This is a genomic window from Arthrobacter sp. 001422645 (genome assembly GCF_059816125.1).
This window is the reverse complement of record NZ_JCBANT010000004.1, coordinates 205,143-229,524: the sequence shown is the minus strand read 5'-3', so window position 1 is coordinate 229,524 and position 24,382 is coordinate 205,143. Positions and strand designations below refer to the sequence as shown.

General features: G+C 68.6%; 20 protein-coding genes and 1 pseudogene. 12 read left to right on the top strand and 9 right to left on the bottom strand.

Annotated elements, in window-relative coordinates; genetic code table 11:
• A pseudogene (locus tag AC6EUH_RS07250) lies at positions 1–224 on the bottom strand (HNH endonuclease); the annotation flags it as partial.
• 3 nt (positions 225–227) lie between these two features.
• Positions 228–518 carry a hypothetical protein gene (locus AC6EUH_RS07245; RefSeq protein ID WP_056433247.1) on the bottom strand — a complete coding sequence of 97 codons (291 nt, stop codon included), beginning with the start codon at positions 516–518 and terminating at the stop codon, positions 228–230.
• Positions 519–588: 70 nt separating this feature from the next.
• Between AC6EUH_RS07245 and AC6EUH_RS07240 the strand changes: the two genes are divergently transcribed.
• The 3 genes from AC6EUH_RS07240 (at position 589) to AC6EUH_RS07230 (ending at position 4,057) form a co-directional block, all read left to right on the top strand.
• The gene (locus AC6EUH_RS07240) at positions 589–1,266 is read left to right on the top strand and encodes a Maf family protein (RefSeq protein WP_499738205.1); all 678 of its coding nucleotides are present in this window, start codon (positions 589–591) and stop codon (positions 1,264–1,266) included.
• A 157-nt stretch (positions 1,267–1,423) separates the two neighbouring features.
• Complete coding sequence (locus AC6EUH_RS07235) at positions 1,424–3,244, top strand: acetyl/propionyl/methylcrotonyl-CoA carboxylase subunit alpha (RefSeq protein WP_499738220.1); 1,821 nt, start codon at positions 1,424–1,426, stop codon at positions 3,242–3,244.
• Between the two features lie 81 nt (positions 3,245–3,325).
• Positions 3,326–4,057: a glutamine amidotransferase gene (locus AC6EUH_RS07230; protein WP_499738204.1), complete on the top strand. Its 732-nt coding sequence runs from the start codon at positions 3,326–3,328 to the stop codon at positions 4,055–4,057.
• A 117-nt stretch (positions 4,058–4,174) separates the two neighbouring features.
• Here the strand turns inward: AC6EUH_RS07230 and AC6EUH_RS07225 are convergent, their stop codons facing one another.
• The gene (locus AC6EUH_RS07225; RefSeq protein ID WP_056433244.1) at positions 4,175–5,587 is read right to left on the bottom strand and encodes an MFS transporter; all 1,413 of its coding nucleotides are present in this window, start codon (positions 5,585–5,587) and stop codon (positions 4,175–4,177) included.
• 288 nt (positions 5,588–5,875) lie between these two features.
• Here AC6EUH_RS07225 and AC6EUH_RS07220 point away from each other — a divergent pair, with 288 nt between their 5' ends.
• The 3 genes from AC6EUH_RS07220 to AC6EUH_RS07210 are packed head-to-tail and all read left to right on the top strand — an operon-like array spanning position 5,876 to position 11,125.
• Entirely contained in the window at positions 5,876–7,312 is a 1,437-nt protein-coding gene (locus AC6EUH_RS07220; RefSeq protein WP_499738203.1) for an MFS transporter, read from the top strand.
• A gap of 1 nt (position 7,313) precedes the next feature.
• Positions 7,314–9,572, top strand: a complete 2,259-nt coding sequence (locus AC6EUH_RS07215) for a molybdopterin oxidoreductase family protein (RefSeq protein WP_499738202.1) — start codon at positions 7,314–7,316, stop codon at positions 9,570–9,572.
• The gene (locus AC6EUH_RS07210; protein WP_499738201.1) at positions 9,569–11,125 is read left to right on the top strand and encodes an FAD-dependent oxidoreductase; all 1,557 of its coding nucleotides are present in this window, start codon (positions 9,569–9,571) and stop codon (positions 11,123–11,125) included. The genes AC6EUH_RS07215 and AC6EUH_RS07210 overlap by 4 nt, the downstream gene beginning before the upstream one ends.
• 15 nt (positions 11,126–11,140) lie before the next feature.
• On the opposite strand, the gene AC6EUH_RS07205 is transcribed toward AC6EUH_RS07210, so the two are convergent.
• Complete coding sequence (locus tag AC6EUH_RS07205; protein WP_442853910.1) at positions 11,141–12,214, bottom strand: DNA polymerase IV; 1,074 nt, start codon at positions 12,212–12,214, stop codon at positions 11,141–11,143.
• A gap of 183 nt (positions 12,215–12,397) precedes the next feature.
• Between AC6EUH_RS07205 and AC6EUH_RS07200 the strand changes: the two genes are divergently transcribed.
• Together AC6EUH_RS07200 and AC6EUH_RS07195 are read left to right on the top strand one after the other, a co-directional pair.
• On the top strand, positions 12,398–13,030 hold the full coding sequence (locus AC6EUH_RS07200; RefSeq protein ID WP_056433239.1) for a hypothetical protein: 633 nt from the start codon (positions 12,398–12,400) through the stop codon (positions 13,028–13,030).
• A gap of 66 nt (positions 13,031–13,096) precedes the next feature.
• Positions 13,097–13,801, top strand: coding sequence for a hypothetical protein (locus tag AC6EUH_RS07195; protein WP_056433288.1), 705 nt, complete (start codon positions 13,097–13,099; stop codon positions 13,799–13,801).
• Positions 13,802–13,835: 34 nt separating this feature from the next.
• On the opposite strand, the gene AC6EUH_RS07190 is transcribed toward AC6EUH_RS07195, so the two are convergent.
• From AC6EUH_RS07190 to AC6EUH_RS07180, 3 genes are all read right to left on the bottom strand, one after another.
• A complete protein-coding gene (locus AC6EUH_RS07190; protein ID WP_056433238.1) occupies positions 13,836–14,381 on the bottom strand; it encodes a flavodoxin domain-containing protein in 546 nt (181 codons plus the stop codon).
• A gap of 82 nt (positions 14,382–14,463) precedes the next feature.
• Entirely contained in the window at positions 14,464–15,171 is a 708-nt protein-coding gene (locus tag AC6EUH_RS07185) for a hypothetical protein (protein WP_499738200.1), read from the bottom strand.
• A gap of 19 nt (positions 15,172–15,190) precedes the next feature.
• On the bottom strand, positions 15,191–16,606 hold the full coding sequence (locus AC6EUH_RS07180; protein ID WP_056433232.1) for an NAD(P)H-quinone dehydrogenase: 1,416 nt from the start codon (positions 16,604–16,606) through the stop codon (positions 15,191–15,193).
• Positions 16,607–16,748: 142 nt separating this feature from the next.
• Here AC6EUH_RS07180 and AC6EUH_RS07175 point away from each other — a divergent pair, with 142 nt between their 5' ends.
• Positions 16,749–17,567 carry a purine-nucleoside phosphorylase gene (locus tag AC6EUH_RS07175; protein ID WP_499738199.1) on the top strand — a complete coding sequence of 273 codons (819 nt, stop codon included), beginning with the start codon at positions 16,749–16,751 and terminating at the stop codon, positions 17,565–17,567.
• 58 nt (positions 17,568–17,625) lie between these two features.
• Here AC6EUH_RS07175 and AC6EUH_RS07170 read toward each other — a convergent pair whose 3' ends face one another.
• The gene (locus tag AC6EUH_RS07170) at positions 17,626–18,108 is read right to left on the bottom strand and encodes an RrF2 family transcriptional regulator (RefSeq protein WP_056433228.1); all 483 of its coding nucleotides are present in this window, start codon (positions 18,106–18,108) and stop codon (positions 17,626–17,628) included.
• A 131-nt stretch (positions 18,109–18,239) separates the two neighbouring features.
• Between AC6EUH_RS07170 and AC6EUH_RS07165 the strand changes: the two genes are divergently transcribed.
• Complete coding sequence (locus AC6EUH_RS07165; RefSeq protein ID WP_499738198.1) at positions 18,240–19,997, top strand: phospho-sugar mutase; 1,758 nt, start codon at positions 18,240–18,242, stop codon at positions 19,995–19,997.
• Positions 19,998–20,013: 16 nt separating this feature from the next.
• Here AC6EUH_RS07165 and nirD read toward each other — a convergent pair whose 3' ends face one another.
• Positions 20,014–20,391: a nitrite reductase small subunit NirD gene (gene nirD / locus AC6EUH_RS07160; RefSeq protein ID WP_056433222.1), complete on the bottom strand. Its 378-nt coding sequence runs from the start codon at positions 20,389–20,391 to the stop codon at positions 20,014–20,016.
• 269 nt (positions 20,392–20,660) lie between these two features.
• Between nirD and nirB the strand changes: the two genes are divergently transcribed.
• Entirely contained in the window at positions 20,661–23,345 is a 2,685-nt protein-coding gene (gene nirB, locus AC6EUH_RS07155) for a nitrite reductase large subunit NirB (protein ID WP_499738197.1), read from the top strand.
• A 2-nt stretch (positions 23,346–23,347) separates the two neighbouring features.
• Complete coding sequence (gene cobA, locus AC6EUH_RS07150; RefSeq protein ID WP_499738196.1) at positions 23,348–24,382, top strand: uroporphyrinogen-III C-methyltransferase; 1,035 nt, start codon at positions 23,348–23,350, stop codon at positions 24,380–24,382.

The window sequence follows — 24,382 nt, the reverse complement described above, 5'->3', positions numbered from 1 at the left end:
ATCCCGGCGTCGGCCTGTTCACGGCGCTGCAGCAGATCGAACGCGACGGACAAACGTGCCTGACGGGCAGCCAGGGCGGATTTCGCGTCTTCCAGGGCCCGGATTTCAGCAATCAATTGCGCACCGTTCAGCTCAGCCACGTCGCCGCCCAGCGCCAGGCCGGCAGAGGCGTAGTCACACGCCACTTCTGCCAGAGCCCACGCGGTTGACTGAGTCCCGTCCATAGCTCAAGTGTCCCGGAAGGCTATGACATTATTGGCGGCCAAGAGAAGCCGGTCAACCGCGTCGGAGGCCATGGGGGAGCTTCCCATATGGGTCGGAGACGTCGGCACACGGCTAAGGACTAACCCACCTTCAAGTCGGGTCTTGACTGTGGCCGACGCGAAGCTCAGCTCCTTCACCCGCCGCAACAATTCAATCCGTCCTACGTTGCTCTTGGGCAAAGTAACGTCTTCAAGCGCGCGGCCGCACATCGCCAGCACGCTGCGGAGTTCTTCCGGCCCCTGGTTCCCGTCCATGAACCCACTCTCCCAGCGACCTCTGACAAGAAAGGGCGCGGCGAGGAGCCCTAGGAACTAGGCTGGAGCGGTGACCCGCCTCATTCTTGCCTCCCAGTCCCCCGCCCGCACCAAGCTGCTCACCGACGCCGGCATCCGGCACGAGATCCTCGTCTCCGATGTCGACGAGGACGCCGTCCAGGCCCGCTACGGCGTCACGGATCCGCACGACACCGCCCTGCTGCTGGCCCGGGCCAAGGCCGAGGCCGTCGCCTCCCTGCCCGACGCCGACGGCGCGCTGGTGATCGGCTGCGATTCGGTGTTCGAGTTCGACGGCGAGGCGCACGGCAAGCCGTACACGGCCGACGTCGCCCGGGAGCGGATGCTCCGGATGAGCGGCAGCAAGGGCGTGCTGCACACGGGCCACTGGCTCGTCGACTGCCGCGACACCGAAGAGCCCGGGGAGTCCGGGACCGCCGGTTCCGGCGCAACCCTCGGACACGTCACCTCCGCCGAGGTCCACTTTATGGAGATGAGCACCGAGGAAATCGACGCCTACATCGCCACGGGCGAACCGCTGCAGTGCGCCGGCTCGTTCACGATCGACGGCTACGGCGGGGCCTTCATCCGCAAGGTCGACGGCGACCCGCACGCCGTCGTCGGGCTGTCCATTTCCACCCTCCGAGGGCTGCTGGGCCAGGCGCAGGTGGGCATCACTGAACTGTGGACCACCGGCGCCGCAGATCCCGCGGTATTGCGGGCGGAGTGAGCTAATTCGCAAGCCTTTGTAGCAACCCTACAAAGGCTGGGCGCTTTACGCGCGGAATCCGCAAGTAATATCGGCGGAACCCACAAAACCGCGCTAGGCTCCCTGAAGGAAAGAAGGAGACGCCTTGTCAGCAAATTCGGAGCAATCCGCAAATCCCGTGCAGCGATCAGCCCAAGAAGGCACCGCCGCAGCCACACGTCCCCTGAGCAAGGTGCTGATCGCCAACCGCGGCGAAATTGCGGTGCGCATCATCCGGGCCGCACGCGATGAGGGCATCGCCTCCGTGGCGGTCTATGCGGATCCGGACCGCGACGCCCTGCACGTCAGGCTCGCCGACGAGGCCTACGCGCTGGGCGGCAACACCGCCGCCGAGTCGTACCTCGTGATGGACAAGCTGATCGAGGTGGCCCACCGCTCCGGTGCCGACGCCATCCACCCCGGCTACGGCTTCCTGGCCGAGAACGCCGAGTTCGCCGCCAAGGTGATCGAGGCCGGCATCACCTGGATCGGGCCCTCCCCCGCCGCGATCTCCGCCTTGGGCGACAAAGTCCAGGCCCGCCACATCGCCGAGAAGGTCGGTGCGCCGCAGGTTCCCGGCACGGCCGACCCGGTGGAGTCGGCCGAGGAAATCCTCGAATTCGTTGACAAGTTCGGCCTGCCGGTCGCCATCAAGGCGGCCTTCGGCGGCGGCGGACGCGGCATCAAGGTGGCCCGCACCCGCGAGGAAATCCCCGAACTGTTCGAGTCCGCCGTCCGTGAGGCCGTCGCCGCCTTCGGCCGCGGTGAGTGCTTCATCGAGCGCTTCCTGGACGCCCCGCGGCACGTCGAAACCCAGTGCCTCGCCGACGCCCACGGCAACGTGGTGGTGGTCTCCACCCGCGATTGCTCGCTGCAGCGCCGCAACCAGAAACTCGTCGAGGAAGCCCCGGCCCCGTTCCTCACCGAGGAGCAGAACCGCCGGCTCTACGAATCCTCCAAGGCCATCCTCAAGGAAGCCGGCTACCTTGGCGCCGGCACCTGCGAGTTCCTCGTGGGCCAGGACGGCACCATCTCCTTCCTCGAGGTCAACACCCGCCTCCAGGTGGAGCACTGCGTGTCCGAGGAAGTCACCGGAATCGACCTCGTCCGCGAACAGTTCCGGCTGGCCCGCGGCGAGGAGCTCGGCTACGGGAACCCCGAGGTCCGCGGCCACTCGATCGAGTTCCGCATCACCGGCGAGGATCCGGGCCGGAACTTCATGCCCGCCCCCGGCACCATCACGCGGCTGTCAAACCCCACCGGCCCCGGTGTGCGGATCGACTCCGGCGTGGAACAGGGCGACGTCATCAGCGGCAACTTCGACTCCATGCTTTCCAAGCTGATCGTCACCGGCGCCACCCGCACCCAGGCTTTGCAGCGGTCCCGCCGCGCCCTCGAGGAGATGGTGGTGGAGGGCATCCCCACCGTCATTCCGTTCGACCTCGCCGTCGTCAGCAACCCCGATTTCGCTCCGGCCGAGGGTCCGTTCAAGGTCCACACCCGCTGGATCGAGACGGCCTTCGTCAACGACATCCCCGCCTGGACCCCCACCGGAACGGACGCTGAAGCGCCCGACGCCGGCGAACGCCAGCGCGTCGTCGTCGAGGTAGGCGGCAAACGCCTGGAGGTCGTCCTCCCGGCGTCGCTGGGCACCGGCGGCGGCTCAGCCGGCGCCAAGCCGGCCAAGGCGAAGAAGCGTTCCCGCAGCGGCGGCGCCGTCGCGGCTGCCAGCGGCAACGCGCTGACCTCCCCCATGCAGGGCACCATCGTGAAGGTGGCTGTCGGCGAGGGTGACCTCGTGACCGAAGGCGACCTTGTGGTTGTGCTCGAGGCCATGAAGATGGAGCAGCCGCTCACCGCGCACCGCACCGGAATCGTGATCGGGCTGACCGCCGCTGCCGGCGAGACGGTCTCTGCCGGCGCCGTCATCGCGCTGATCGAGGACGCTGCCGCCGAGTAGCAGCACCGGCGGGACGGACGCGCGGGCGGGGCGCGGGCGCGCCTCTGGTGCCCGCGCGTCCCGCCCGTGCAGACTTGGTATGTGAAACCATTCCTGCTTCTCGCCTCCCGGGCCGAGGATGCCGCCGCCGAGAACGAGTACGAGGCCTACCTGCGCTACGGCGGACTTGAGCCCTCGCAGCTGAGGCGGATCCGGATGGAAGCGGGACCGCTGCCGGACTTGGAACTCTCCGACTACTCCGGCGTGATTGTGGGCGGGAGCCCGTTCACCTCCAGCGACCCCGCCGGGCACAAAAGCGATGTCCAGCACCGGGTGGAGCGTGAGCTTGCCGCCCTGCTGGACCGGATCGTGGCCCAGGACTTCCCCTTCCTCGGCGCCTGCTACGGGGTGGGCACGCTCGGCCGGCACCAGGGGGCCGTGATCGACCGGACGTACGGCGAGGGCCTCGGCGGCGTGACCATCAAGCTGACGGACGAGGGTCTGGTGGATCCGCTCCTGCGCGGGCTGCCGGAGACCTTTACGGCCTTCACCGGCCACAAGGAAGCCTGCACCCTTCTGCCATCCCATGCGGTGCTTCTGGCGAGTTCCGCCGCGTGCCCCGTGCACATGTTCCGGATTAAAACCAACCTGTACGCCACCCAGTTCCACCCGGAGCTGGATGCGGAAGGACTGGTCACCAGGATCGACATCTACCGCCACGCCGGCTACTTCCCGCCCGAATCGGCCGAAATGCTGATGGAGGACGCCCGCCGGTTCTCCGCCACGGAACCGATGAAGATCCTCCGGAACTTCGTGGAGCTCTACGCGGGCTAGCCCCGCCTACCCGGCAAGCGTCCGACGACACGGAAATGCCCGGCGTGTTCAGCGAACACACCGGGCATTTCGGTTAACAACCGGGCTGGAGCGTCAGCCCCGGCCCGGGAACCTGCGTCAGGCTACGTTGTTGGTGTAGTCCAGGTCGCGGGTTTCCTTGCTCACGAACAGGGCGATCAGCGTCAGCACCGACATGGAGGCGAGGTAGACGCCCACCAGCACGGGGCTGCCCTTCGCCATTTCCCAGAGCCAGACGGCGATGAACGGGGCCACGGCCGCGCCCAGGATGCTGGAGAAGTTGTAGCTGATGGCGGAGCCGGTGTACCGGACGTTGGTCGGGAACAGTTCCGGCAACAGCGCACCCATGGGCCCGAAGGTCAGCCCCATCAGGGAGAAGCCGATGATCAGCAGGGCCATCGTGCCCACGAAGCCTGCGCTGAACAGCGGGACGAAGAGCAGGCCGAAGGCGAAGATGCCGAAGGTCACGGCGATCAGCATCTTGCGGCGTCCGTACTTTTCGGCCAACGGTCCGGACACCAGGGTGAAGATGCCGAAGAACACGACGCCGGCAATCAGCATCCAGAGGAAGTCGTTGCGGGTGTAGCCCAGGCCAGGGACAAATGCGGCCGCGGCGGCCTCGGTCATCGGCTTGCCGGCCTTCTCGGCGGCGGCCTTGGCGGCATCCAGGCTGGAGGCGCGGGTGCCGTAGGTCAGCGTGAACGTGGTCATCAGGTAGAAGAGCACGTACGTGGCGAGCATGATGAACGTGCCCAGGATCAGCTGGCGCCAGCTGGTCTTGAAGACCCGGGCGAGCGGCAGCTTGGCGACCTCTTTGGATTCGAGGACCTTGGTGAAGGCGGGGGTTTCGATCAGCTTGAGCCGGACGTAGAGGCCGATGATGACCATGACCGCGCTGAGCAGGAACGGCACACGCCAGCCCCATTCCATAAAGGCTTCGGGGGTCAGAGCGTAGCTGAAGACCAGGAAGATCACGTTGGCAATGATGAAGCCGATCGGCGCACCCAGCTGCGGGAACGTGCCGTAGATGGCGCGCTTGTTGGCCGGGGCGTTCTCGGTGGCCAGCAGGGCCGCGCCGCTCCATTCGCCGCCGAGGGCCAGGCCCTGGGCAAAGCGCATCACGACCAGCAGCGCCGGCGCCCAGAACTCCCAGCCCGGGACGAGCGCCGTCGGGAGGCAGCCGATAAGGAAGGTGGCGATACCCATCGTCAGCAGCGACGCCACCAGGGTGCCCTTGCGGCCGAACTTGTCACCGAAGTGACCGAAAACGATGGACCCAAGCGGACGGGCGATGAACGCGACGCCGAACACTGCGAAGGAGCTCAGCAGCTGGGTGGTTTCATTCTGCCCGGGGAAGAACAGCCGGGGGAAGACAAGCACAGCGGCGGTGGCATACACGTAGAAGTCGTAGAACTCAACGGTGGTGCCAATCAGGCTGGCGACGATGACGCGGCCGCGCGAGTTCACCTGTTTGGCGGACCCATGCTCCGTGGATGTAGCAGTGGATGACATGTAGTAGCGCTTTCATGAAGACCGGACTGGTGCTGCTCGAAGCCGCCCGGATAAGGATACGTATGCTTACATATTAGTTCCGGGCGTCCAGTCAATGGACAAATGTTCCACTATTTGGACATGCAGCGTTGTCTCACGTGGTGGTCATCACACTATGCCCCGCTTCCGGCCCTCACCCCGTCACAAACGCGCCGATAGGCAAACGTCACAGCACGTTAACAAACAGCGACGGTCCCGGAAACGCGGCATCCCTAACTTGGAAGGACAACATCCCCCAAGGAGGTCCCCGTGACTGTTGAACGCACCGCAGATGCCCCAACCGGCATTTCCGCCGGTACTGCCCCTTCCATTTCTGCCGGCACCACCCTCGGCGGTCCCGCCCTTCAATTCCGCCCCGGCCGCTGGATCGCCAACTGGGACGCGGAAAACAAGGAACAGTGGGAGTCCCAGGGCCGCTCCATCGCCCGGCGCAACCTGAACTGGTCCATCTTCGCCGAGTTCCTGGGCTTCGTGGTCTGGCAGCTGTGGTCAATCGTGGTGGTCCAGCTCCCCGCGGCCGGCTTCACCTTCACCACGTCGGAAATCTTCTGGCTGATCTCCATGCCCAGCCTGGTGGGCGCCACCCTCCGGATCCCCTACACCTTTATGGTCCCCCGCTTCGGCGGCCGCAATTGGACGATCGTTTCGGCCCTGCTGCTGCTCATCCCGTCGATCGGGCTGGCACTGTGCGTTTCCAACCCCGAGACCCCGTTCGGCGTCATGCTGTTCGTGGCGGCACTGGCCGGCTTCGGCGGCGGCAACTTCGCCAGCTCCATGGCCAATATCACCTTCTTCTACCCGGCCCGCGAGAAGGGCTGGGCGCTGGGACTGAACGCCGCCGGCGGAAACCTCGGTGCCGCCGTCGCGCAGCTTGCCGTCCCGATTGCCATCACTCTCCTGGCCGCTGGCACCGTCAACCTGCCGATGGCCGGCTGGATGTGGGTTCCCCTCATCCTGATCGCCGCGTTCGGCGCCTGGAAGTACATGGACAACCTCACCAGCGCCAAGGGCGACGTCGCCGGCTCGCTCGCCGCGCTCAAGGAACCGCACCTGTGGATCATGGCGTTGCTGTACATCGGCACCTTCGGCTCGTTCATCGGCTTCGCCGGTGTGTTCCCCAAGCTCATCAAGGACTACTTCCCGGCCTTCTCCTCTATCGAAGTCGGAACCGTGGCACTGTCCCTCGCCTTCCTCGGCCCGCTGGTCGGCTCGCTGGCCCGCCCCTACGGCGGACGCATGGCGGACCGCATGGGCGGCGCCCGGATGACCGTCGCCGCGTTCGCCGCGATGGCCGTCATCACTCTGACCATGGTCTGGACCCTGCCGCTAAAAAACTTCTGGCTCTTCCTGGGCCTGTTCCTGCTGCTCTTCACGGCCAGCGGCTTCGGAAACGGTGCCACATACCGGATGATTCCCATCATCTTCGCCACCTCCAGCCGGGCCGCAAAGTCAGGCGCCAGCACCGTCACCACCCAGCGCCTGGCCTCCTCGGCCCTGGGCCTGATCTCGGCCATCGGCGCGTACGGCGGGTTCGTCATCCCGCAGGTTCTCAATGCCTCCAACACCGCCAGCGGCTCCTACACCCCGGCGTTCTACGGCTTCGTCGGCGCGTACGTCGTGATGCTGGCCGTCTGCTGGTTCTGCTACATCCGCAACGCCAACCGAAACGCGATGGGACACGTCTAATATGACCAACGGCGCCGCCACGCACTGCCCCTACTGCGCTCTGCAGTGCGCCATGACGCTGAGCACCCCAGCAGGCCTGACCCCGGCTTCGCAGCCGGGGTCGGGCCCCGTGCCGGAGCAGCCGGCCGCCGCTCTTGCAGACGCACCTCTCCTCGAGGTTTCCGGACGCGACTTCCCCACCAACCGCGGCGGACTCTGCCGCAAGGGCTGGACCTCGGCGTCGCTGCTGAACCATCCCGGCCGTGTCACCGAGCCGCTGCTCAAGGGCGCCGACGGCGTCCACCGCCCGATCGGCTGGGACGAGGCCCTGGACCGCATCACGGGCGCGGTGAAGGCAACCCGTGCCCGGTATGGGGCGGACGCCGTCGGAGTCTTCGGCGGCGGCGGGCTGACCAATGAGAAGGCGTACCAGCTGGGCAAGTTCGCCCGGCTGGCACTGGGCACATCGCGGATCGACTACAACGGCCGGTTCTGCATGTCCTCTGCCGCCGCGGCCGGGATGCGCGCCTTCGGCCTGGACCGCGGCCTGCCGTTCCCGCTGGCAGACCTCGATTCCGCCAGTGCCATCCTGATGCTCGGCTCCAACGTCGCCGAGACCATGCCGCCGTTTGTCCAGCACCTGCAGGGCGCCCGCGACGCCGGCGGCCTGATGGTGGTGGACCCCCGCCGCTCCGCCACCGCAGCGTTCACCTCCGACGGCGGCGGCCTGCACCTGCAGCCGCTGCCCGGCACCGACCTCGCCCTGCTGCTGGGGCTCGCCCACGTGGTGATCCACGAGGGCCTCGCCGACGCCGGCTACATCGCGGCCCGCACCGCCGGCTACGACGCCCTGGTCCGCAGCGTGGCCTCCTACTGGCCCGAGCGCGTACAGTCCCTCACCGGCGTCCCGGCCGCGCTGATCCGCGACACCGCCCGCCGGCTGGCCGACGGCTCCCGCCGGGGCGGCAGCTACATCCTCACAGGCCGGGGCGTGGAACAGCACGTCGACGGTACGGACACCGCCACCGCCGCCATCAACCTCGCCCTGCTGCTGGGCCTCCCCGGCGCCGCACGCAGCGGCTACGGCACGCTCACCGGCCAGGGCAACGGCCAGGGCGGCCGCGAACACGGCCAGAAAGCGGACCAGCTCCCCGGCTACCGCAAGATCACCGATCCCGCCGCCCGCGCCCACATGGCCGCCGTGTGGGGCGTCCCGGAAGCGCTGATCCCCGGCCCGGGCCTGCCCGCCGTACAGCTGCTGAAGTCGCTGGGACAGCCCGACGGCGTCCGCTGCCTCTTCGTACACGGCGCCAACGTGGCGGTTTCCGCGCCGGACGCCAACGCCGTGATCGCCCGCCTGCGGAGCCTGGACTTCCTGGTGGTCTGCGACTTCTTCCTCTCCGAGACCGCCGCCGAGGCCGACCTCATCCTGCCGGTCACCCAGTGGGCGGAGGAGGAAGGCACCCTGACCAACCTCGAGGGCCGGGTGCTCCGCCGCCGCCGGGCCCTCGCTCCCCCGCCCGGGGTGCGCAGCGAGTTGTGGATCATGACCAGGCTGGCCGAGGCTCTGGAAGCCCCCTCCACGTTCAGCGAGGACCCGGAGACCGTGTTCGAGGAGCTCCGGCTGGCGTCCCAAGGCGGCCTGGCCGACTACTCCGGGATCGACTACGCCATGCTGGACCGGGGCGAAGCGGCCTACTGGCCCTACCCCGCCGGCAGCACCGGGACTCCGCGGCTGTTCCTGGACTCCTTCGCCCACGCCGACGGGCGGGCCGTGTTCACTCCGGTGACACCCCGCCGTCGTGCGTCGTCTTCGGCGTCGGGCACCGCGTCCGCCGCGGCGGACCGGGCCGGCGCTGGACGTGTCGGAGCGGACGGCGCCGGAACGGCAATGACCCTGGTCACCGGGCGCCTCATGGAGCACTACCAGTCCGGGGCGCAGACCCGCCGGGTGGCGGCACTGGCCGCGGCCCAGCCCGAAGCGCGGCTGCAGATCCATCCGGCGGCCGCCGCAGCACAGGGCATCGCCGACGGCGACGTCGTGTCGATTTCCAACGGGCGCGGCGAAGTCTCCTGCCGCGCCGAGCTGAGCACGGACATCCGGCCCGAAACGGTGTTCCTGCCGTTCCACTTCCCGGAACTGGAGAGCGCCAACCGCCTCACGGAGGCGGCCACGGATCCCATCTCCGGGATGCCGGAGTTCAAGTTCAGCCAGGTCTGGGTCAAGCCCGGCGCCGCCACTCTCCGCGCCGATGAACTGCAGAAGGAAGGTGCTTCATGACGGAGCGCATTGTTGTTGTGGGCTTCGGTCCGGTGGCCGCGCGGCTGGTCGACGAGCTGCTGCCGGCGGTCCGCAGCGGACTCGCCCATCTGACGGTCATCGGCGAGGAGGCCGAGGCCGCGTACAACCGAGTGCTCGTGGCGGACCTCGGGGTCGGCCGGACCACAGCGTCGGCCCTGGCCTTGTCCGACGCCGCCGCGCTGATCGCCGAGGGCGTCGACGTCCGGCTGGGCGTCCGCGTCCGCCGCGTGGACCGTGCCCGGCAGCAGCTGGTCCTCAGCGACGGCACCGCCCCCGGCTACGACCGGCTGGTCTTCGCCACTGGCTCCCGCCCCGTGATCCCCAACCTCACCGGCCTCAACCCCGACCCGGCCGCGCCGGTGCTGCCGGCCGGCGTGACGGCGCTCCGGGACCTGCGCGACGCCTCGGTGCTGCAGGCCGCGGTTGCCGGCGGCAAGCGCGTGGTGGTCCTCGGCGGCGGCGTGCTGGGCCTCGAGACGGCCCTCGCCGCGGCCGAGGAAGGCGCCACGGTGACCGTGGTGCACAACGGCCCGCACCCGCTGGGCCGCAACATCGACCGCGGCGGCGGCGCGGTGCTCGCCGCGTCCCTGCGGAACTGCGGCGTGCGGGTGGCCGGCAACGCCCGCTCCACCGGCGTCGAACACAACGCGCCCGACGGCGGCTTCTCGGCGCTGCTGCTCGACGACGGGTCCGCGATCGACGGCGACTTGCTGGTGCTCTCCTGCGGCGTCCGGCCGCGGACCGAACTCGCGGAAGGCTGCGGACTCTCGACGGCGGCCGGGATCCTGGTGGACCACAAGCTCAGGGCGCACCACGAACCGCACATCTTCGCGATCGGCGACTGCGCGGAAGTGCGCTGCCCCGACCCGGACTGCCTCGAGTGCCGCACCGCGCGCGGTCCGTCCGGGCTGGTGGGCCCGGGCTGGCGGCAGGCCGAATGGCTCGCCGAATACCTGTCGCTGCTGGCCGCCGGATCTCCGGAGGCTGAGCTGCTGCCGGCACTGCCGGCGGAACTGCCAGGCGTTATTGTGCTCAAGGCCCGTGGCATGAACATGGCCGTGGCCGGGGATGTTTCCGCGGATCCGTGGGACGAGGAGGTGCTGTCTGCGGGGGCAGCGGACGGCCGCCCTCGGTTGCAGATCGCCCAGTGGGCCGATCCCGAGCACGGCCGCTACGTGAAGATGACCACCCGCGCCGGGGTGCTCGAAGGCCTGGTGTCGGTGGGCATGCCCCGCTCGGCGGCCGAGCTGGTGCAGCTGTTCGAGCGCGGTGCGGAGCTCCCGGCGGACCGGTCGCTGCTGCTGCGCCTGGACGGCCCGGACCAGGCGGCGGCGTTCGGCGCGGCCGACCCCGAGCGCACGGTGTGCCGGTGCGCCGGGGTGAGCGGGACGGCCATTGCCTCCGCCGTTTCCGGTGGTTGCGGGTCGGTGGCCGAGGTTTCCGGGGCCACCCGTGCCGGGACGGGGTGCGGCGGCTGCCATGACGACATCAAGGGGATCATCGAAACACACTTTCAGGGGGCCGTAGCCTGACGTCTGCCGACGCCGTCACCACCCACCGCGGGTCGGCGTATGCCCCTTGCGGGCGTCGTCGGGCATGGCCATTTCGGCCCGCAGGCCCAGGAGCCGGATCGGACGGCCCGCTTCGATTCCGGCGGCGAGGTCCAGGGCCCGCGCGAGGATTTCGTTCCGGTCGAAGGTCTCGGGAATCTTCCTCGCGTGGGTTTTGGTGAAGAACGGCGCGTACCGCACCTTGAGGGTCAGCCCGACCACGGGCCGGCCTTCGGCCACAACATCCTCAAGGACACGCGCGGTCAGCTCCCTCACGGCGTCGTCCACCTGGGCGGGCTCGGTCAGGTCGCGCTGGAAGGTGGTCTCCCGGCTGTGCCCGCGGGCAACCCACGGGGTGTCGTCCACAACGCTGGAGCCGTCACCGCGTCCGAGCTCCGCGTACCAAGGACCCATCCTGGGGCCGAACTCCGGGACCAGGTCCTGGGGGTCGGCCGCGGCGAGCTCGGCGACGGTGTTGATGCCGAGTTTGGCCAGCCGGCCCGACACCTTGGTTCCGACGCCCCACAGATCCTTGGTGGGCAGACTGCCCATGACGTCGAGCCAGTTCCCGGAGGTGAGCCGGAAGACGCCGGCCGGCTTGCCGAAACCGGTGGCCACCTTGGCCCGGACCAGGGTGTCGCCGATGCCCACGCTGCAATGCAGCTGCGTTCGCTCCAGGACAGCGGCCTGCACCTGCCGGGCGTAGGCTTCCGGATCTTCTGTTTCAATGCCTACAAAGGCTTCATCCCAACCCAGCACCTGCACGGTGGCGCCGGGCTGCGCGCGCAGGGTAGCCATCACCGTCTCGGACGCCGCGAGGTAAGCCTCGTGGTCGACGGGCAGGATCACGGCGTCGGGCACCTTCCGGGCCGCAATGCGCAAGGGCATACCGGAACCCACGCCGAATGCCCTGGCTTCGTAGGATGCGGTCGACACCACAGCTCGTTCCGTGGGGTCGCCCCGACCGCCGACGATGATCGGTTTGCCCGCAAGCTCCGGGCGCCGGAGCACTTCGACCGCCGCGATGAACTGGTCGAGATCGACGTGCAGCACCCACCGGATTCCGCTCACGGCACCAGTCTGCCCTAAACATCCCCGGCAAGCATCGGCTCCCCGCCAAGCTTGGCCGCGGTGAGGCGTCCCGGAACTTCAGGGGGCTTCCCTCGGTGGTCAAATGGGCCATTCTCCCCTTGCCAGTCCCTCTCCACCGGCGTCTACTGAGTCTAGATTCCGTTCATCCGCAGGAGGTATCCCATGAACGTCCCGGTCATTCTGGCTGTCGGCGCGATCGCTGTGGTCGCAGTCGTTATGTTTATGACGCGCGAGAAGGATCCCCAGCAGCGGGCCGTGGCGCTGCAACGAACCGGTGCGGCCGTGATGGCCGTGTTCACGGTTCTTGCGGCCATCTTCATTGCCGGCTACGCCCTGCAGGATCCGGGCGGAAATGCCGGGCTGCTCATGACTCTCGCGTGGGTTGTGCCGATGCTTGTCCTCGCCGTCGCGGCCTGGTTCTGGCCGGCGCCCACCGCTCCCCTGCTGCTCGCCCTCGCTTCGGCGTTCATCGCTGCCTGCGTGTGGCTGGCCTTCGATCCCGCGGCCCTGCGCGAGTTCATCAGCGAGAACGGTCCCGTCATCGCCGTCAGCGTCGTCGCCCTGGCGTTCCCGGCCGCTGTGCTCGGGCTGCGGCGCGCAGCCCTGGCCGGCTGGCTGCTCGTGGCCCTGGGTGTGTTGCCGCTGCTCATCACGATTATCGGAAGGTCGGGCGGGATTTCATCGCTCGCCGCGGCAAGCGTGGTTCCGCTGATCGCCGGGATCAGCTATCTTGTCTCCGCCCGGATGGCGAGCGGCAGCACGTCGCCGGGGAATCAGCGGGCGGCCGCTGCCTAGGAACGGCCGGACATCTGCGCGTCACAGGAATCGGGCCTCGCACGCATGGCGGGTAGCATCGGGGCCATGAGCGCCGACGACGACGACATCACCGAAGAGCTGTTGGCTGACGCCCCGAAGCTGACCGGGCTGAGCCTGGAATTGCTGGGACTCGACCCGCACCCGGATGACATGACTCCGGAGCAGCGGCTCCAGTTCGAGCCGGAGGACCTGGACGAGATGGCCGCCGTGTCGCCGGAAGACCGCCAAAAGTCCGTGAGCCAGACCCGGCTGCTGGCCGGGCTCCTGTGGAACTCGTCGAGCATCCTCATCGACCAGCTCTTCCGCGATCTGGGAACGCTGAGCGACCTCGAGGAGGTCACCCCGTCCGACGTTGCCGGCACCTCGGTGCTGTCCTCGCTGCCGCCCCAGTTCGCCGCCAGTTACGACGCAAAATTCACCCAGAAGTTCATCGTCGTCGCCGCTGACGTCACGGCAGCCCTGGTCCGGGGCTGGACTGCCCCAGGTTGCCTCGCCGGTGAACTCGCCGTCCGCTGCCTGCTCGATCAGGCGGAGATCACTGAGGACATCTACGAACTCGATCTCCCGGATGACTGGCGGGAACAGGTTGAGGAAGTCCTGCTGGAGGACGCGGACAGCCAGGCACTGTACTCGGACAACCTCGACGTCCTCGAGGACGACGCCGACATGCTGGGCGTCGAGCACTGGTTCGAGCCCGTCAGCGCCGGGGATACGGTCCCGCCGTACGCCTGGTCTGAGCCGACGCCCTAGGCCCGATCCGACGCCTCAAGCCTGACCGGACGCTTCAAGCCTGACCGGACGGGGCCGCCAGGCGCGCCAGGAAGTCCTCGGTGAAACGCTGGACGCCGTCCCATTCGGTGTAGACGTAGTCACGGGAGGTGTCCGTGTCCAGGGACCCCTTGTCGCTGGCGATCTTCTTCATGACGTGCTTCTTGATAAAGCCGTAGTGGGTGTAGAGCAGGGCGCCGGCGAACAACCCGACGTGGGCGGGCCGCCATCCCGTCTCCTCCTCGAACTTCTCCACGTAGCCCTCGGCGTTTTGCTCGTCTCCGTGGGCCGCCAGGCTGACCGACACCAGGGCTGACTGGAGCCGCTCAAGCTCTCCGCGGTTCTTCTTCACAAAGTCCGTGACATGGCCTTCGTGCTTGCCCATGTGCACGGACGCCGCGACGATAACGCCGTCGTAGCCGTCCGGGAGGGCGTCCCCGGAGCGCTTGAGATCCACCGCGTCGGCGAGGTGGCCGTGGGCCCGGATCAGTTCGGCAATGTACTCCGCGATCTGGGCAGTCTGTCCCTCGACGGTCCCGTACGGGATATAGATGTTGGCCATGGTCCATGGTGTCCGTGCCGGCCACAGAAGGGCTAGGGCCGAACGTCCCCGCGCCCAAGCGGACTCCGCCCGACGGTGAGACCTACGCTGCGGGGTCGAAGGGCTCGAACACTGACGAGCCGATCATGAAGATGCCGCGCTGCGGGATCCAGAAGTCTCCGAGCCTGTCCTGAACGGGCAGCGCCGAGGCCTGTCCCAGGTTGCGCCCCTGCAAGTGCGCTGTGCTCCCGCGGACAAACCACATCTGCCGCGGGCGCGCACCAAAGGTCTGGCCGTTTGGCACCCTTCCCGTCAGTCCGATATGCCCGGCCCCCAGCACCGGGCCTGCCGCAGCCCCCATGGCGCGCAGGAACATCCTGTTGCGCCACAGCCGCTCCGGCACCGACGTGGCCACCGCCGACATTATCCGGGTGATCGGCGTTGCGGCCAGCGTGACGTCCCAGCTCAAGTCCAGCCCGTCTCCGACGTCCACGCTGAACGAGTAGTCGTCACGCCACCGGATGGAGATTCCGCGCGTGGACACTGATCCGAGGGCGTTGCCGAAGTAGCGGGGACAGGAGGACCCGGGACCGGTGGTGCTGTGCATCGTCCAGGCGCCCGACGGTTCGCGGATCCAGACCGAGGTGTAGCCCGGGCCGACGGACGAGGCGGGAAAATGCCGCAGGGCGAGGATGTAGCCGGAGCTGAACGGAACGCCCATAACGCCGTAGCCGGCGAACCGTTCTTCCGGGCCGGAGGGCAGCGCGGGGTTGCGTTCCACAGACTCAGCCAGGGTGCGCGGACTCTGCATGGCGGTGGCCTCCGTAGTGCTACATATGGACGTGCAGGCGCCGTGCAGCTTCGGAGATGGAGCCGCTCAGCGAGGGGTACACCGTAAAGGTGCTGGCGACGTCGTCGACGTGCAGTTTCTGGGTGACCGCGAGGGAGATCGCGAAGATCAGCTCGGACGCGTTCGGACCCACCACAACGCCGCCGATCACGGTGCCGGAGCCCTTGCGGGCGAAGATCTTGATGAAGCCGTCGCGGTGGTTGCGCATTTTGGCGCGGGCGTTGCTGCGCAGCGAGAGCTTCACGACGTCGGCCTGGTACTTTCCGGACTCGATCTCCGCCTCGGAGACGCCCACGTTCGCGATCTCGGGCGAGGTGAAGATGTTGGACGCGACCTGGTGCAGCTTCAGCGGGGTGACACTGTCGCCCAGGAAGTGGGCGATCGCGATCCGGCCCTGCATGGCGGCCACGGAGGCCAGCGCCAGCACGCCGGTGCAGTCGCCGGCGGCGTAGATGTTCGGCGCCGTGGTGCGGGAGACGCCGTCGACCTTGATGTGCCCGCTCTCGGTGAGCGCCACGCCGGCCTCCTCGAGGCCGATCCCGGCGGTGTTGGGGATGGACCCGACGGCGACCAGGCAGTGGCTGCCGGTGACCTGGGAGCCGTCGCCGAGGGTGACGATGACGCCGTCGTCGGTGCGCTCCACGGTCTCGGCACGGGCCCGGGAAAGGACCTTGACGCCGCGGCGCTCGAAGACGCCCTCCAGGACCTCGGCGGCGTCGGTGTCGGAACCGGGCAGCACGCGGTCGCGGCTGGAAATCAGGGTGACCTTGGAACCGAGGCCGTTGTAGGCCGAGGCGAACTCGGCGCCGGTCACGCCGGAGCCGACCACAATCAGGTCCTCGGGGAGTTCGTCCAGGTTGTAGATCTGCGCCCAGTTCAGGATCCGCACGCCATCCGGGCGGGCGGTGGGGAGTTCACGCGGGTGGGCGCCGACGGCCAGCAGGATCGCGTCTGCCTCGATGACCTCGGTGCCGTCGACGGTGAGAACCTCGATGGTGTGGTTGTCCAGCATCCTGCCGGAGCCGATCATGATCCGGACGTCCTGGTTCTCCAGGCCCTTCTGGATGTCGTTGGACTGCTGACGGGCCAGCCGCAGCAGCCGGTCGTTGATGTGCTTGAGGTCCGCGCGCATCGTCGGGGTGCAGTCGCCGCCGTCGAGGTCGAACTTGACGCCGAGCTCGCCGGCCTCGCCGACGCGGGTCATCAGGTCCGCCGTCGCAATCAGCGTTTTGGACGGCACAACGTCGGTCAGCACCGCAGAGCCGCCGAGGCCCGCGCGTTCAATGATGGTGACCTTCGCGCCGAGTGAGGCGGCGACCATGGCGGCTTCGTAGCCGCCGGGCCCTCCGCCGAGGATTGCGATGCGGGGCGAGCTGAAATCGGGATGCGTAGTCACAATCAGCCATTGTCCACCATCCGGACCGGCACCACCAAGAATCCGGGGACAGCCCGGCACCGGGCACCGCGGTTGGAGGGCGCCGGGAGCGGGGCCGGGCAGGGTGCTGGGCAGCATGCCGCGGGCACGATAACTTGTACCGGTGAGTACAACAGAATTCCTGAACACAGACCCCTTCGACGCCGCCCGCGCCGCCGCCGAATATATTGCCGAAGAGACGGGCGTGGACGCGCACGACGTCGCCCTGGTGCTCGGCTCGGGCTGGGGCGACGCCGCCGAACTGATCGGCGAGACCACCGCCACCCTTTCCGCGGATGAAGTCCCCGGCTTCTCCTCCCCCTCGGTGGTGGGCCACGTCGGCACCATCCGCTCCGTGCTGACCAAAGAAGGCAAACGCGCCCTGGTCCTTGGCGCGCGCACCCACTACTACGAGGGCAAGGGAGTCCGCTCCGTCGTCCACGGCGTCCGCACGGCCGCGGCGGCCGGCTGCAAGACCCTCGTCCTGACCAACGGGTGCGGGGGCCTCAACGAGGACTGGACGCCCGGCACGCCCGTGCTGATCAGCGACCACATCAACCTCACCGCAACCTCACCGCTCGAAGGCGCCACGTTCGTGGACCTCACCGACCTGTACTCCTCCCGGATCCGCGGCCTGGCCCGCGAAGTCGACCCCTCGCTGGACGAGGGCGTCTACGCCCAGTTCACCGGCCCGCACTACGAAACCCCTGCCGAGGTGCAGTACGCCAAGCGGATCGGCGCGGACCTGGTGGGCATGTCCACCGCGCTCGAGGCCATCGCCGGCCGCCACGCGGGCATGGAGGTCTTCGGCATCTCGCTGGTGACCAACCTCGCCGCCGGCATCAGCCCCGTGCCGCTGAGCCACGAGGAAGTCCTCGAAGCCGGCCAGGCCGCAGGCCCGCGCATCTCCCGGCTGCTCGCGGAGATCATCGCGAAGCTCTGAGGTCCCGCTCGAAGGGCCGTGCCCTGAGGGCCCGGCTCCCGGCTCAGCTCCTCCCGGCTCAACTCCCGGGCACGAGGTAGCGCACGGCCTTTTCCTTGTCCTGCGGGAAGCGCCGTTCCATCGAGTCGGCGATCCCGGCGATGGTCTGCCGGGCCAGTGCCTGCCGCCAGGCGAGTTCGGCCTGGCGCATGGCCTGGGAGATCAGGCAGGTCCGGACGAAGTTCTGCTCCGTGTCGGCGTCCGGGACGTTGGCCAGGATGCCATCGCAACGGAACACCGGATCGGGCCCCTCCAGGGCCAGCACTATGTCCAGGACGGTGACGTTTTCCGGCCTGCGCGCCAGGTGGAAGCCGCCGCGCGGGCCGGAGACGGAGCTGAGGATCCCGGCACGGACCAGCGCCTGGAGCTGCTTGTTGAGGTAGGGGCCCGGGAGCTTGTAGTACTCCGCCAGCCGGGCGCTGTTGACTGCCTCGCCGGCCGGTGTCCACGCCATATTGACGCAGCTGTGCACCGCCCATTCCACTCCACGGCCCATCTTCATATTCCAGACGTTACGTGTCCGGAAAATTCGCTGTCAAGGGCAGGCGGCCAGGACGGCCGTGATCGATCTGTAAGGCGCACTCTCGCTTGTCGAGGAAGGCATCCGCGCCGATTGGCGCTAGTTTGGTTCCTATGACGTCTTCTGATGCCGAACTGACCCGCCTGCTGAGCGACGCCCGCACCTGGGCGGCCCAGGACCCGGATCCCGCCACCGCCGCCAGCCTGACCGAACTGGTCCGGCTCGCCGACGGCGGCACCGCCGCAGCGCGTCAGGAGCTCGCCGACAGCTTCAGCGGGACCCTGCAGTTCGGCACCGCGGGCCTGCGGGCGGCCCTCGGCCCGGGTCCCAACCGGATGAACCGCGTGGTGGTGCGCCGCGCCGCCGCCGGGTTCACCGCCTTCCTGACCGACGCCGTCGCGCAGGCCGCCCCCGGTACCCGGCCGCGCGCCGTCGTCGGCTTCGACGCCCGCTACAACTCGGACATCTTTGCGGAAGAAACCGCGGCCATCCTCACCGCCGCCGGCGTCGAGACGTTCCTGATGCCGTCCGCCTTGCCCACCCCGCTTCTCGCCTATGCCGTGCGGGCGCTGGAATGCGACGGCGGCGTGATGGTCACCGCCAGCCACAACCCTCCCCAGGACAACGGGTACAAGGTCTACCTGGGCCGGCACGCCGTCGAGGAGAGCGGACGCGGCGCGCAAATCGTGGCGCCGTACGACGCCCTGATCGCTGCCAAGATCGACGCCGTTGGTGAGCTGTCCGGCGTCGCCCTGGCCACGGAGGGATGGACCACCCTGGATCCGTCCATCGCAGCCGACTACGAGGCAGCCGTCGCGGCGCTGGCCGTCCCGGAGCACTTCCCGGCCCGCGACCTCAGGATCGTCCTGACCCCCATGCATGGCGTGGGGGGCGAGACCGCGGTGGCGGTGCTCAACGCCGCCGGCTTTGCCGATGTCACATTGGTGAGCGAGCAGGCTGAACCGGACCCCGACTTCCCCACGGTGGCCTTCCCGAACCCGGAAGAGCCCGGCGCCCTGGACCTGGCCCTCGAAACCGCCGTCGGCGTGGACGCTGACATCGTGATCGCCAACGACCCCGACGCCGACCGCGCGGCGGTGGCCGCGAAGGATCCGGACACCGGCGCCTGGCGCATGCTGCGCGGCGATGAGGTGGGCGTCCTGCTGGGTGCGCACATCGTGGCGCGGCTGGCAGCCGGCGGCGGCACCGGCACCGCCGGAGAAACCGCCACGGGGGTGTTCGCGAATTCGATCGTGTCCTCGCGATTGCTCGCGCGGATCGCGGCTGCCGCGGGCTACGCCCATGAGGAAACCCTCACCGGCTTCAAGTGGATTGCCCGTGTTCCCGGGCTGCTCTACGGCTACGAGGAGGCGCTCGGTTACTGTGTGGCCCCTTCCCTGGTCCGGGACAAGGACGGGATCTCCGCCGCCGTGCTGATCGCTGAATTCGCGGCAGCGGCCAAAGCCGGGGGCAAGACGATCTTCGACACCCTCGACGAGCTGTACCTGGTACACGGACTGCATGCCAGCGACCAGCTCAGCATCCGGGTCGCGGACCTGGGCCTGCTGGACGCCATGATGAACCGGCTGCGCGTCAGCCCGCCGGAATCCTTCGGCGGCTCCGCCGTCGAGACCGCCACGGACCTCGCCGTGGGCAGCCCCCATCTCCCGCCCACGGACGGCCTGCTGTACCTCACGAGGGACGGCAGCCGCATCATCATCCGCCCCAGCGGAACCGAGCCCAAGCTCAAGTGCTACCTGGAGGTCATCCGCAATGTGGGCTCGGCCGCCGAACTGCCCGAGGCGCGGCACGAGGCCCGCACCGCGCTGGACGCCGTCCTGGCGGACGTCCGTGAGGCGCTGGGGCTCTAACACCCGGGGTCAACTCCTAGAGCTCGACCTCAATGTACCCGCCCACAATCCGGGTACCGAAGGTTTGGAGCCGGAGTTCCGGGGTGCCCAGGCACTCTCCTGTCCCAAGGTCATAGACCTCCTTGTGCAGCGGTGAAGCGAGCGTCGGGCGGGAGCCGCGGGATCCGGTAATCCCGCGGGCCATGACGTACGCCCCGGTGGCCGGATCCTCCTGGGTGACGGCGTAGACCTCACCGGACACCGTGCGGAACAACGCCACCTGGCGGCCGGCAATCAGCGCGGCCTCACCCCAGGCCGGTTCCAGATCCTCCACGGCGCACACACGGTGCCAGCCGGTCCCATGGCTGGGGTGTTCAACAAAGCTCCGTGCTGCGCTCTCAAGTACGGCAGTCATTTCGGCCCCTTTCTGATACATCTCTAACGGGCTCAGGCGCTCCTGCGGCCACATACCCAAGCTAGGTCCGGGGTGTTTCAACGGCATGCAGTGAATGTGTCCGGCGGGTAAAAGACACCTCACGCCGCCCGAAACGCGTCCGTGATGCAGAAGTTAAGATCACGAAACATAAGGGAAACTGAAGCGAAACTGCGCTTGCCTAGTCTGGGTGGACACCTCGATTTAGAAGGCTGCAGAGCACCGACTGCGGCCCATGCGAAAGGCCCACAGTGACCGGACAGACTTCAAGCCCCCAGAACCAGGGCGCAGAGCGCACCCCAGCACCGCGCCGCGTCGTGGTTGCCGGCGGCGGCCCTGCCGCCCACCGTTTCGCCGACGCCATGCACGCCCGGGGCCTCGACGGCTGGCACGTCACCGTCCTCACCGAGGAAGCACACCTCCCCTACGACCGGGTCGCGTTGAGCAAAGCCCTCACCGACGCCGACGTCGACCTCACCCTGGGCGCCGCCTCGATGTGGGACCACGAGTCACTCTCACTGCAGACCGGCGAGCGCGTCACAGGCATCGACACCGCCGGCAGGACCGTGACCACGGCGGCCGGCACCGTGTACCCGTATGACGAACTGGTGGTCGCCACCGGCTCCGACGCCGCCCGCCTGCCGATCCCGGGCTCCGAACTTACCCACGTCTACCGCACGCTGGAAGACGTCCGGGCGATCAACAAGGCCATCGCGGAACTGACGGCGAAGCTGGGCCGCAAGGTCAACGCCGTCACCATCGGCGGCGGGCTGCTGGGCCTTGAATCGGCGGCCGGCACCGAGCAGCTCGGCGCCACCCCGATTGTCATCAACGGCTCCCCCTGGCTTATGAACACCCAGCTGGATGAGGGCGCCGGCCAGGCCCTGGGCCGCCTGATCGAGGCCAAGGGATTCACCGTCCACGGCGGAGTGTTCCCCTCCGAGGTCCTCTCCGACGACGACGGCCAGGTCACCGGCGTGCTCATGGCCGACGGCCGCATCATCGACGCCGACCTGGTGATCGTCGCGATCGGCGTCAAACCCCGCGACGAGTTGTTCCGCACCGCCAACGACACAACACCGCTGTTTGACCTCGGCCCGCGCGGCGGCGTTGTCATCTCCGACGGCTGCGAAACACAGGTCCCCGGCATCTGGGCCATCGGCGAGGTCGCCAACTTCGGCGGGATGTGCCTGGGCCTCGTGGCACCCGCCAACACGATGGCGGAAATTGTCGCGGACCGGCTGCACGGCGGCGACGCGACCTTCCCCGGCTTCGACACCGCCACCAAGCTCAAGCTTTCCGGCGTCGACGTCGCCAGCTTCGGCGACGCTTTCGCCCGGACCGAGCACGCGCTGGAAATCGTCTACGCCGACCCCGCCCGCGGCGTGTACCAAAAGATCGTCACCACGGACGACGCCAAGACGCTGCTGGGCGGCATCTTCGTAGGCGACGCGGCCCCGTACACGTCCCTGCGCCCCATGCTGGGACGCGAACTCGCTGCCGAACCCGGCGCGTACCTCGCCGCGGCCGGAGGCGGCGACGCCCCGGAGACCGAACTCCCGGACGACGCCATCCTCTGCTCCTGCAACAACGTGGCCGCCGGCAGCATCCGCGACGCCGTCAACGGCTGCGGCGCCTGCGAGGGCAACGCACCGGTCCGGGAGCTCGGCGAACTCAAAGGCTGCACACGCGCCGGAACCAGCTGCGGTTCCTGCGTGCCTATGCTCAAGAAGCTGCTGGAAGGCGAACTGACCAAGTCCGGCGTCGAAGTCTCCAAGGCCCTCTGCGAGCACATCGAACTGTCCCGCCAGGAACTCTTCGACGCCATCCGGGTCCTGGAGCTGACCTCCTTCGAGGAGATCATGGCCAAGTACGGTACCGGGTCCGGCTGCGACATCTGCAAGCCGACCATCGCGAACATTCTGGCCAGCCAGAACAGCGCCTACGTCCTGGACGCGGGCCGCGGCACCCTGCAGGACACCAACGACCGTGCCTTGGCCAACATGCAGAAGGACGGCACCTACTCGGTGGTGCCGCGCATCGCCGGCGGCGAGATCACGCCGAAGAAGCTCGGAGTGATCGCCGCCGTCGCCGAGCAGTACGGCCTCTACACCAAAATCACCGGCGGCCAGCGGATCGACATGTTCGGCGCCCGGCTGGAGCAGCTGCCGGAAATCTGGAAGCTGCTGGTGGAGGCCGGCTTCGAATCCGGCCAGGCCTACGGCAAGAGCCTGCGCACCGTGAAGTCCTGCGTCGGCTCCACGTGGTGCCGCTTCGGAGTCCAGGACTCGGTGGCCATGGCCATCCAGCTTGAACTGCGCTACCGCGGCCTCCGCAGCCCGCACAAACTGAAGATGGGCGTCTCCGGCTGCGCCCGCGAATGCGCGGAGGCCCGGGGCAAGGATGTGGGCGTCATCGCCACCGCGGACGGCTGGAACCTCTACGTCGGCGGCAACGGCGGCGCCACCCCGGCCCACGCCCAGCTGCTGGCCAAGGACCTCGACGATGAAACCCTGATCAGGTACATCGACCGCTACTTCATGTACTACATCCGCACCGCCGACCGCCTGCAGCGCACCGCACGCTGGCAGGAGGAGCTCGACGGCGGCATCAAACACGTCGAGGACGTGGTGGTGCACGACACCCTGGGCATCGCCGCGGACCTCGAGGCGGCCATGGCCAAGCATGTGGACACCTACGTCGACGAATGGGCCGATACCCTCAAGGATCCCGAGCGCCTGCGCCGCTTCCGCTCCTTCGTGAACGCCCCGGACCAGAAGGACGATTCCATCACGTTCGTCTCCGACGAACGCGGCCAGATGCGACCGGCCACGGCCGAAGAAAAGGCGCTGGCCCTCCAGCAACCCGTGCTAATCGGCTCTTCGATTCCGGTCCGTGCCGCCACCCCGGAACTGCTCGACAAGAACGAGGTATAGCCATGCAGCTCAGCATCGATCTCACCGGACGCGAAGTCCTCGTCACCGGCTCGGACGCCGCCTCACGCCAGGCGGTCCGCCGCTACCGGGCCGCCGGCGCCGTGGTCTCCCGGCTGAGCAGCCCGGGCGGTGCCAGGCACGACGGCCCGCTGCCGGAGCGCCCCTTCCTGGTCGCCGCCGTCGACGACGGCCAGCCCGGTTGGGACGCCCTGCTGGAGCGCTGCCGTGAAACCGGCCTCCCGGTCGCCGTAGAACCCGCCGCCGGGCCCGCCGGCCATGTCACCCTGGTCGGCGGCGGGCCGGGCACCTCCGAGCTGCTGACCGTCGCGGCCGTCAAAGCGCTGCGGGACGCCGACGTCGTCTTCTACGACCGGCTGGCGCCGTATCAGGAACTGCCCGCGCTGAGCACGGCCGAGCTGGTGGATGTGGGCAAGCGCCCCGGCCACCACCCGGTCAGCCAGTCCGGCATCGAGGACCTCATGGTGGAAGCCGCCCTGGCCGGCAAGAACGTGGTCCGGCTCAAGGGCGGCGACCCGTACGTGTTCGGCCGCGGCGGCGAGGAAGTGGCTGCCTGCGTGAAGGCCGGAGTTCCCGTCCGGGTGATCTCCGGTGTCACCAGCGCCATCTCCGTCCCGGCCGCGGCCGGGATCCCGGTCACGCACCGCGAGGTCAGCCACATGTTCACCGTGGTCTCCGGCCACGCCCCGCTGACCGAGAAGGAACACACCCACCTCGCGGGGCTGGGCGGGACGATCGTGGTGCTGATGGGCATCGGCACCCTGCGCCAGCTCGCCGCCGGCCTGCGCCGGGCCGGGATGCGTGAGGACATGCCGATGGCCGTCGTCGAGCGCGGCTACCGCCCCGGCCAGCGGACCACCATCGCCGAGCTGGGCACCATCACGACGGCGGCCGCGGACTGCTCCAACCCGGCCGTGCTGGTGATCGGCGACGTCGTCCGGGTGGCCGAGGCCAACCGGGGCTGCGCGGAGGCGGAAGCCGAACTTGACCGCCTGGCTGCTTCCCTGATGGGGGCGTGA

Bases quoted from the DNA above. Each gene is read 5' to 3' on its own strand.
- AC6EUH_RS07245 (WP_056433247.1), bottom strand. From the start codon at position 518: ATGGACGGGAACCAGGGGCCGGAAGAACTCCGCAGCGTGCTGGCGATG.
- AC6EUH_RS07225 (WP_056433244.1), bottom strand. From the start codon at position 5,587: ATGTCATCCACTGCTACATCCACGGAGCATGGGTCCGCCAAACAGGTG.
- AC6EUH_RS07215 (WP_499738202.1), top strand. From the start codon at position 7,314: ATGACCAACGGCGCCGCCACGCACTGCCCCTACTGCGCTCTGCAGTGC.
- AC6EUH_RS07210 (WP_499738201.1), top strand. From the start codon at position 9,569: ATGACGGAGCGCATTGTTGTTGTGGGCTTCGGTCCGGTGGCCGCGCGG.
- AC6EUH_RS07200 (WP_056433239.1), top strand. From the start codon at position 12,398: ATGAACGTCCCGGTCATTCTGGCTGTCGGCGCGATCGCTGTGGTCGCA.
- AC6EUH_RS07195 (WP_056433288.1), top strand. From the start codon at position 13,097: ATGAGCGCCGACGACGACGACATCACCGAAGAGCTGTTGGCTGACGCC.
- AC6EUH_RS07190 (WP_056433238.1), bottom strand. From the start codon at position 14,381: ATGGCCAACATCTATATCCCGTACGGGACCGTCGAGGGACAGACTGCC.
- AC6EUH_RS07185 (WP_499738200.1), bottom strand. From the start codon at position 15,171: ATGCAGAGTCCGCGCACCCTGGCTGAGTCTGTGGAACGCAACCCCGCG.
- AC6EUH_RS07170 (WP_056433228.1), bottom strand. From the start codon at position 18,108: ATGAAGATGGGCCGTGGAGTGGAATGGGCGGTGCACAGCTGCGTCAAT.
- AC6EUH_RS07165 (WP_499738198.1), top strand. From the start codon at position 18,240: ATGACGTCTTCTGATGCCGAACTGACCCGCCTGCTGAGCGACGCCCGC.
- nirD (WP_056433222.1), bottom strand. From the start codon at position 20,391: ATGACTGCCGTACTTGAGAGCGCAGCACGGAGCTTTGTTGAACACCCC.
- cobA (WP_499738196.1), top strand. From the start codon at position 23,348: ATGCAGCTCAGCATCGATCTCACCGGACGCGAAGTCCTCGTCACCGGC.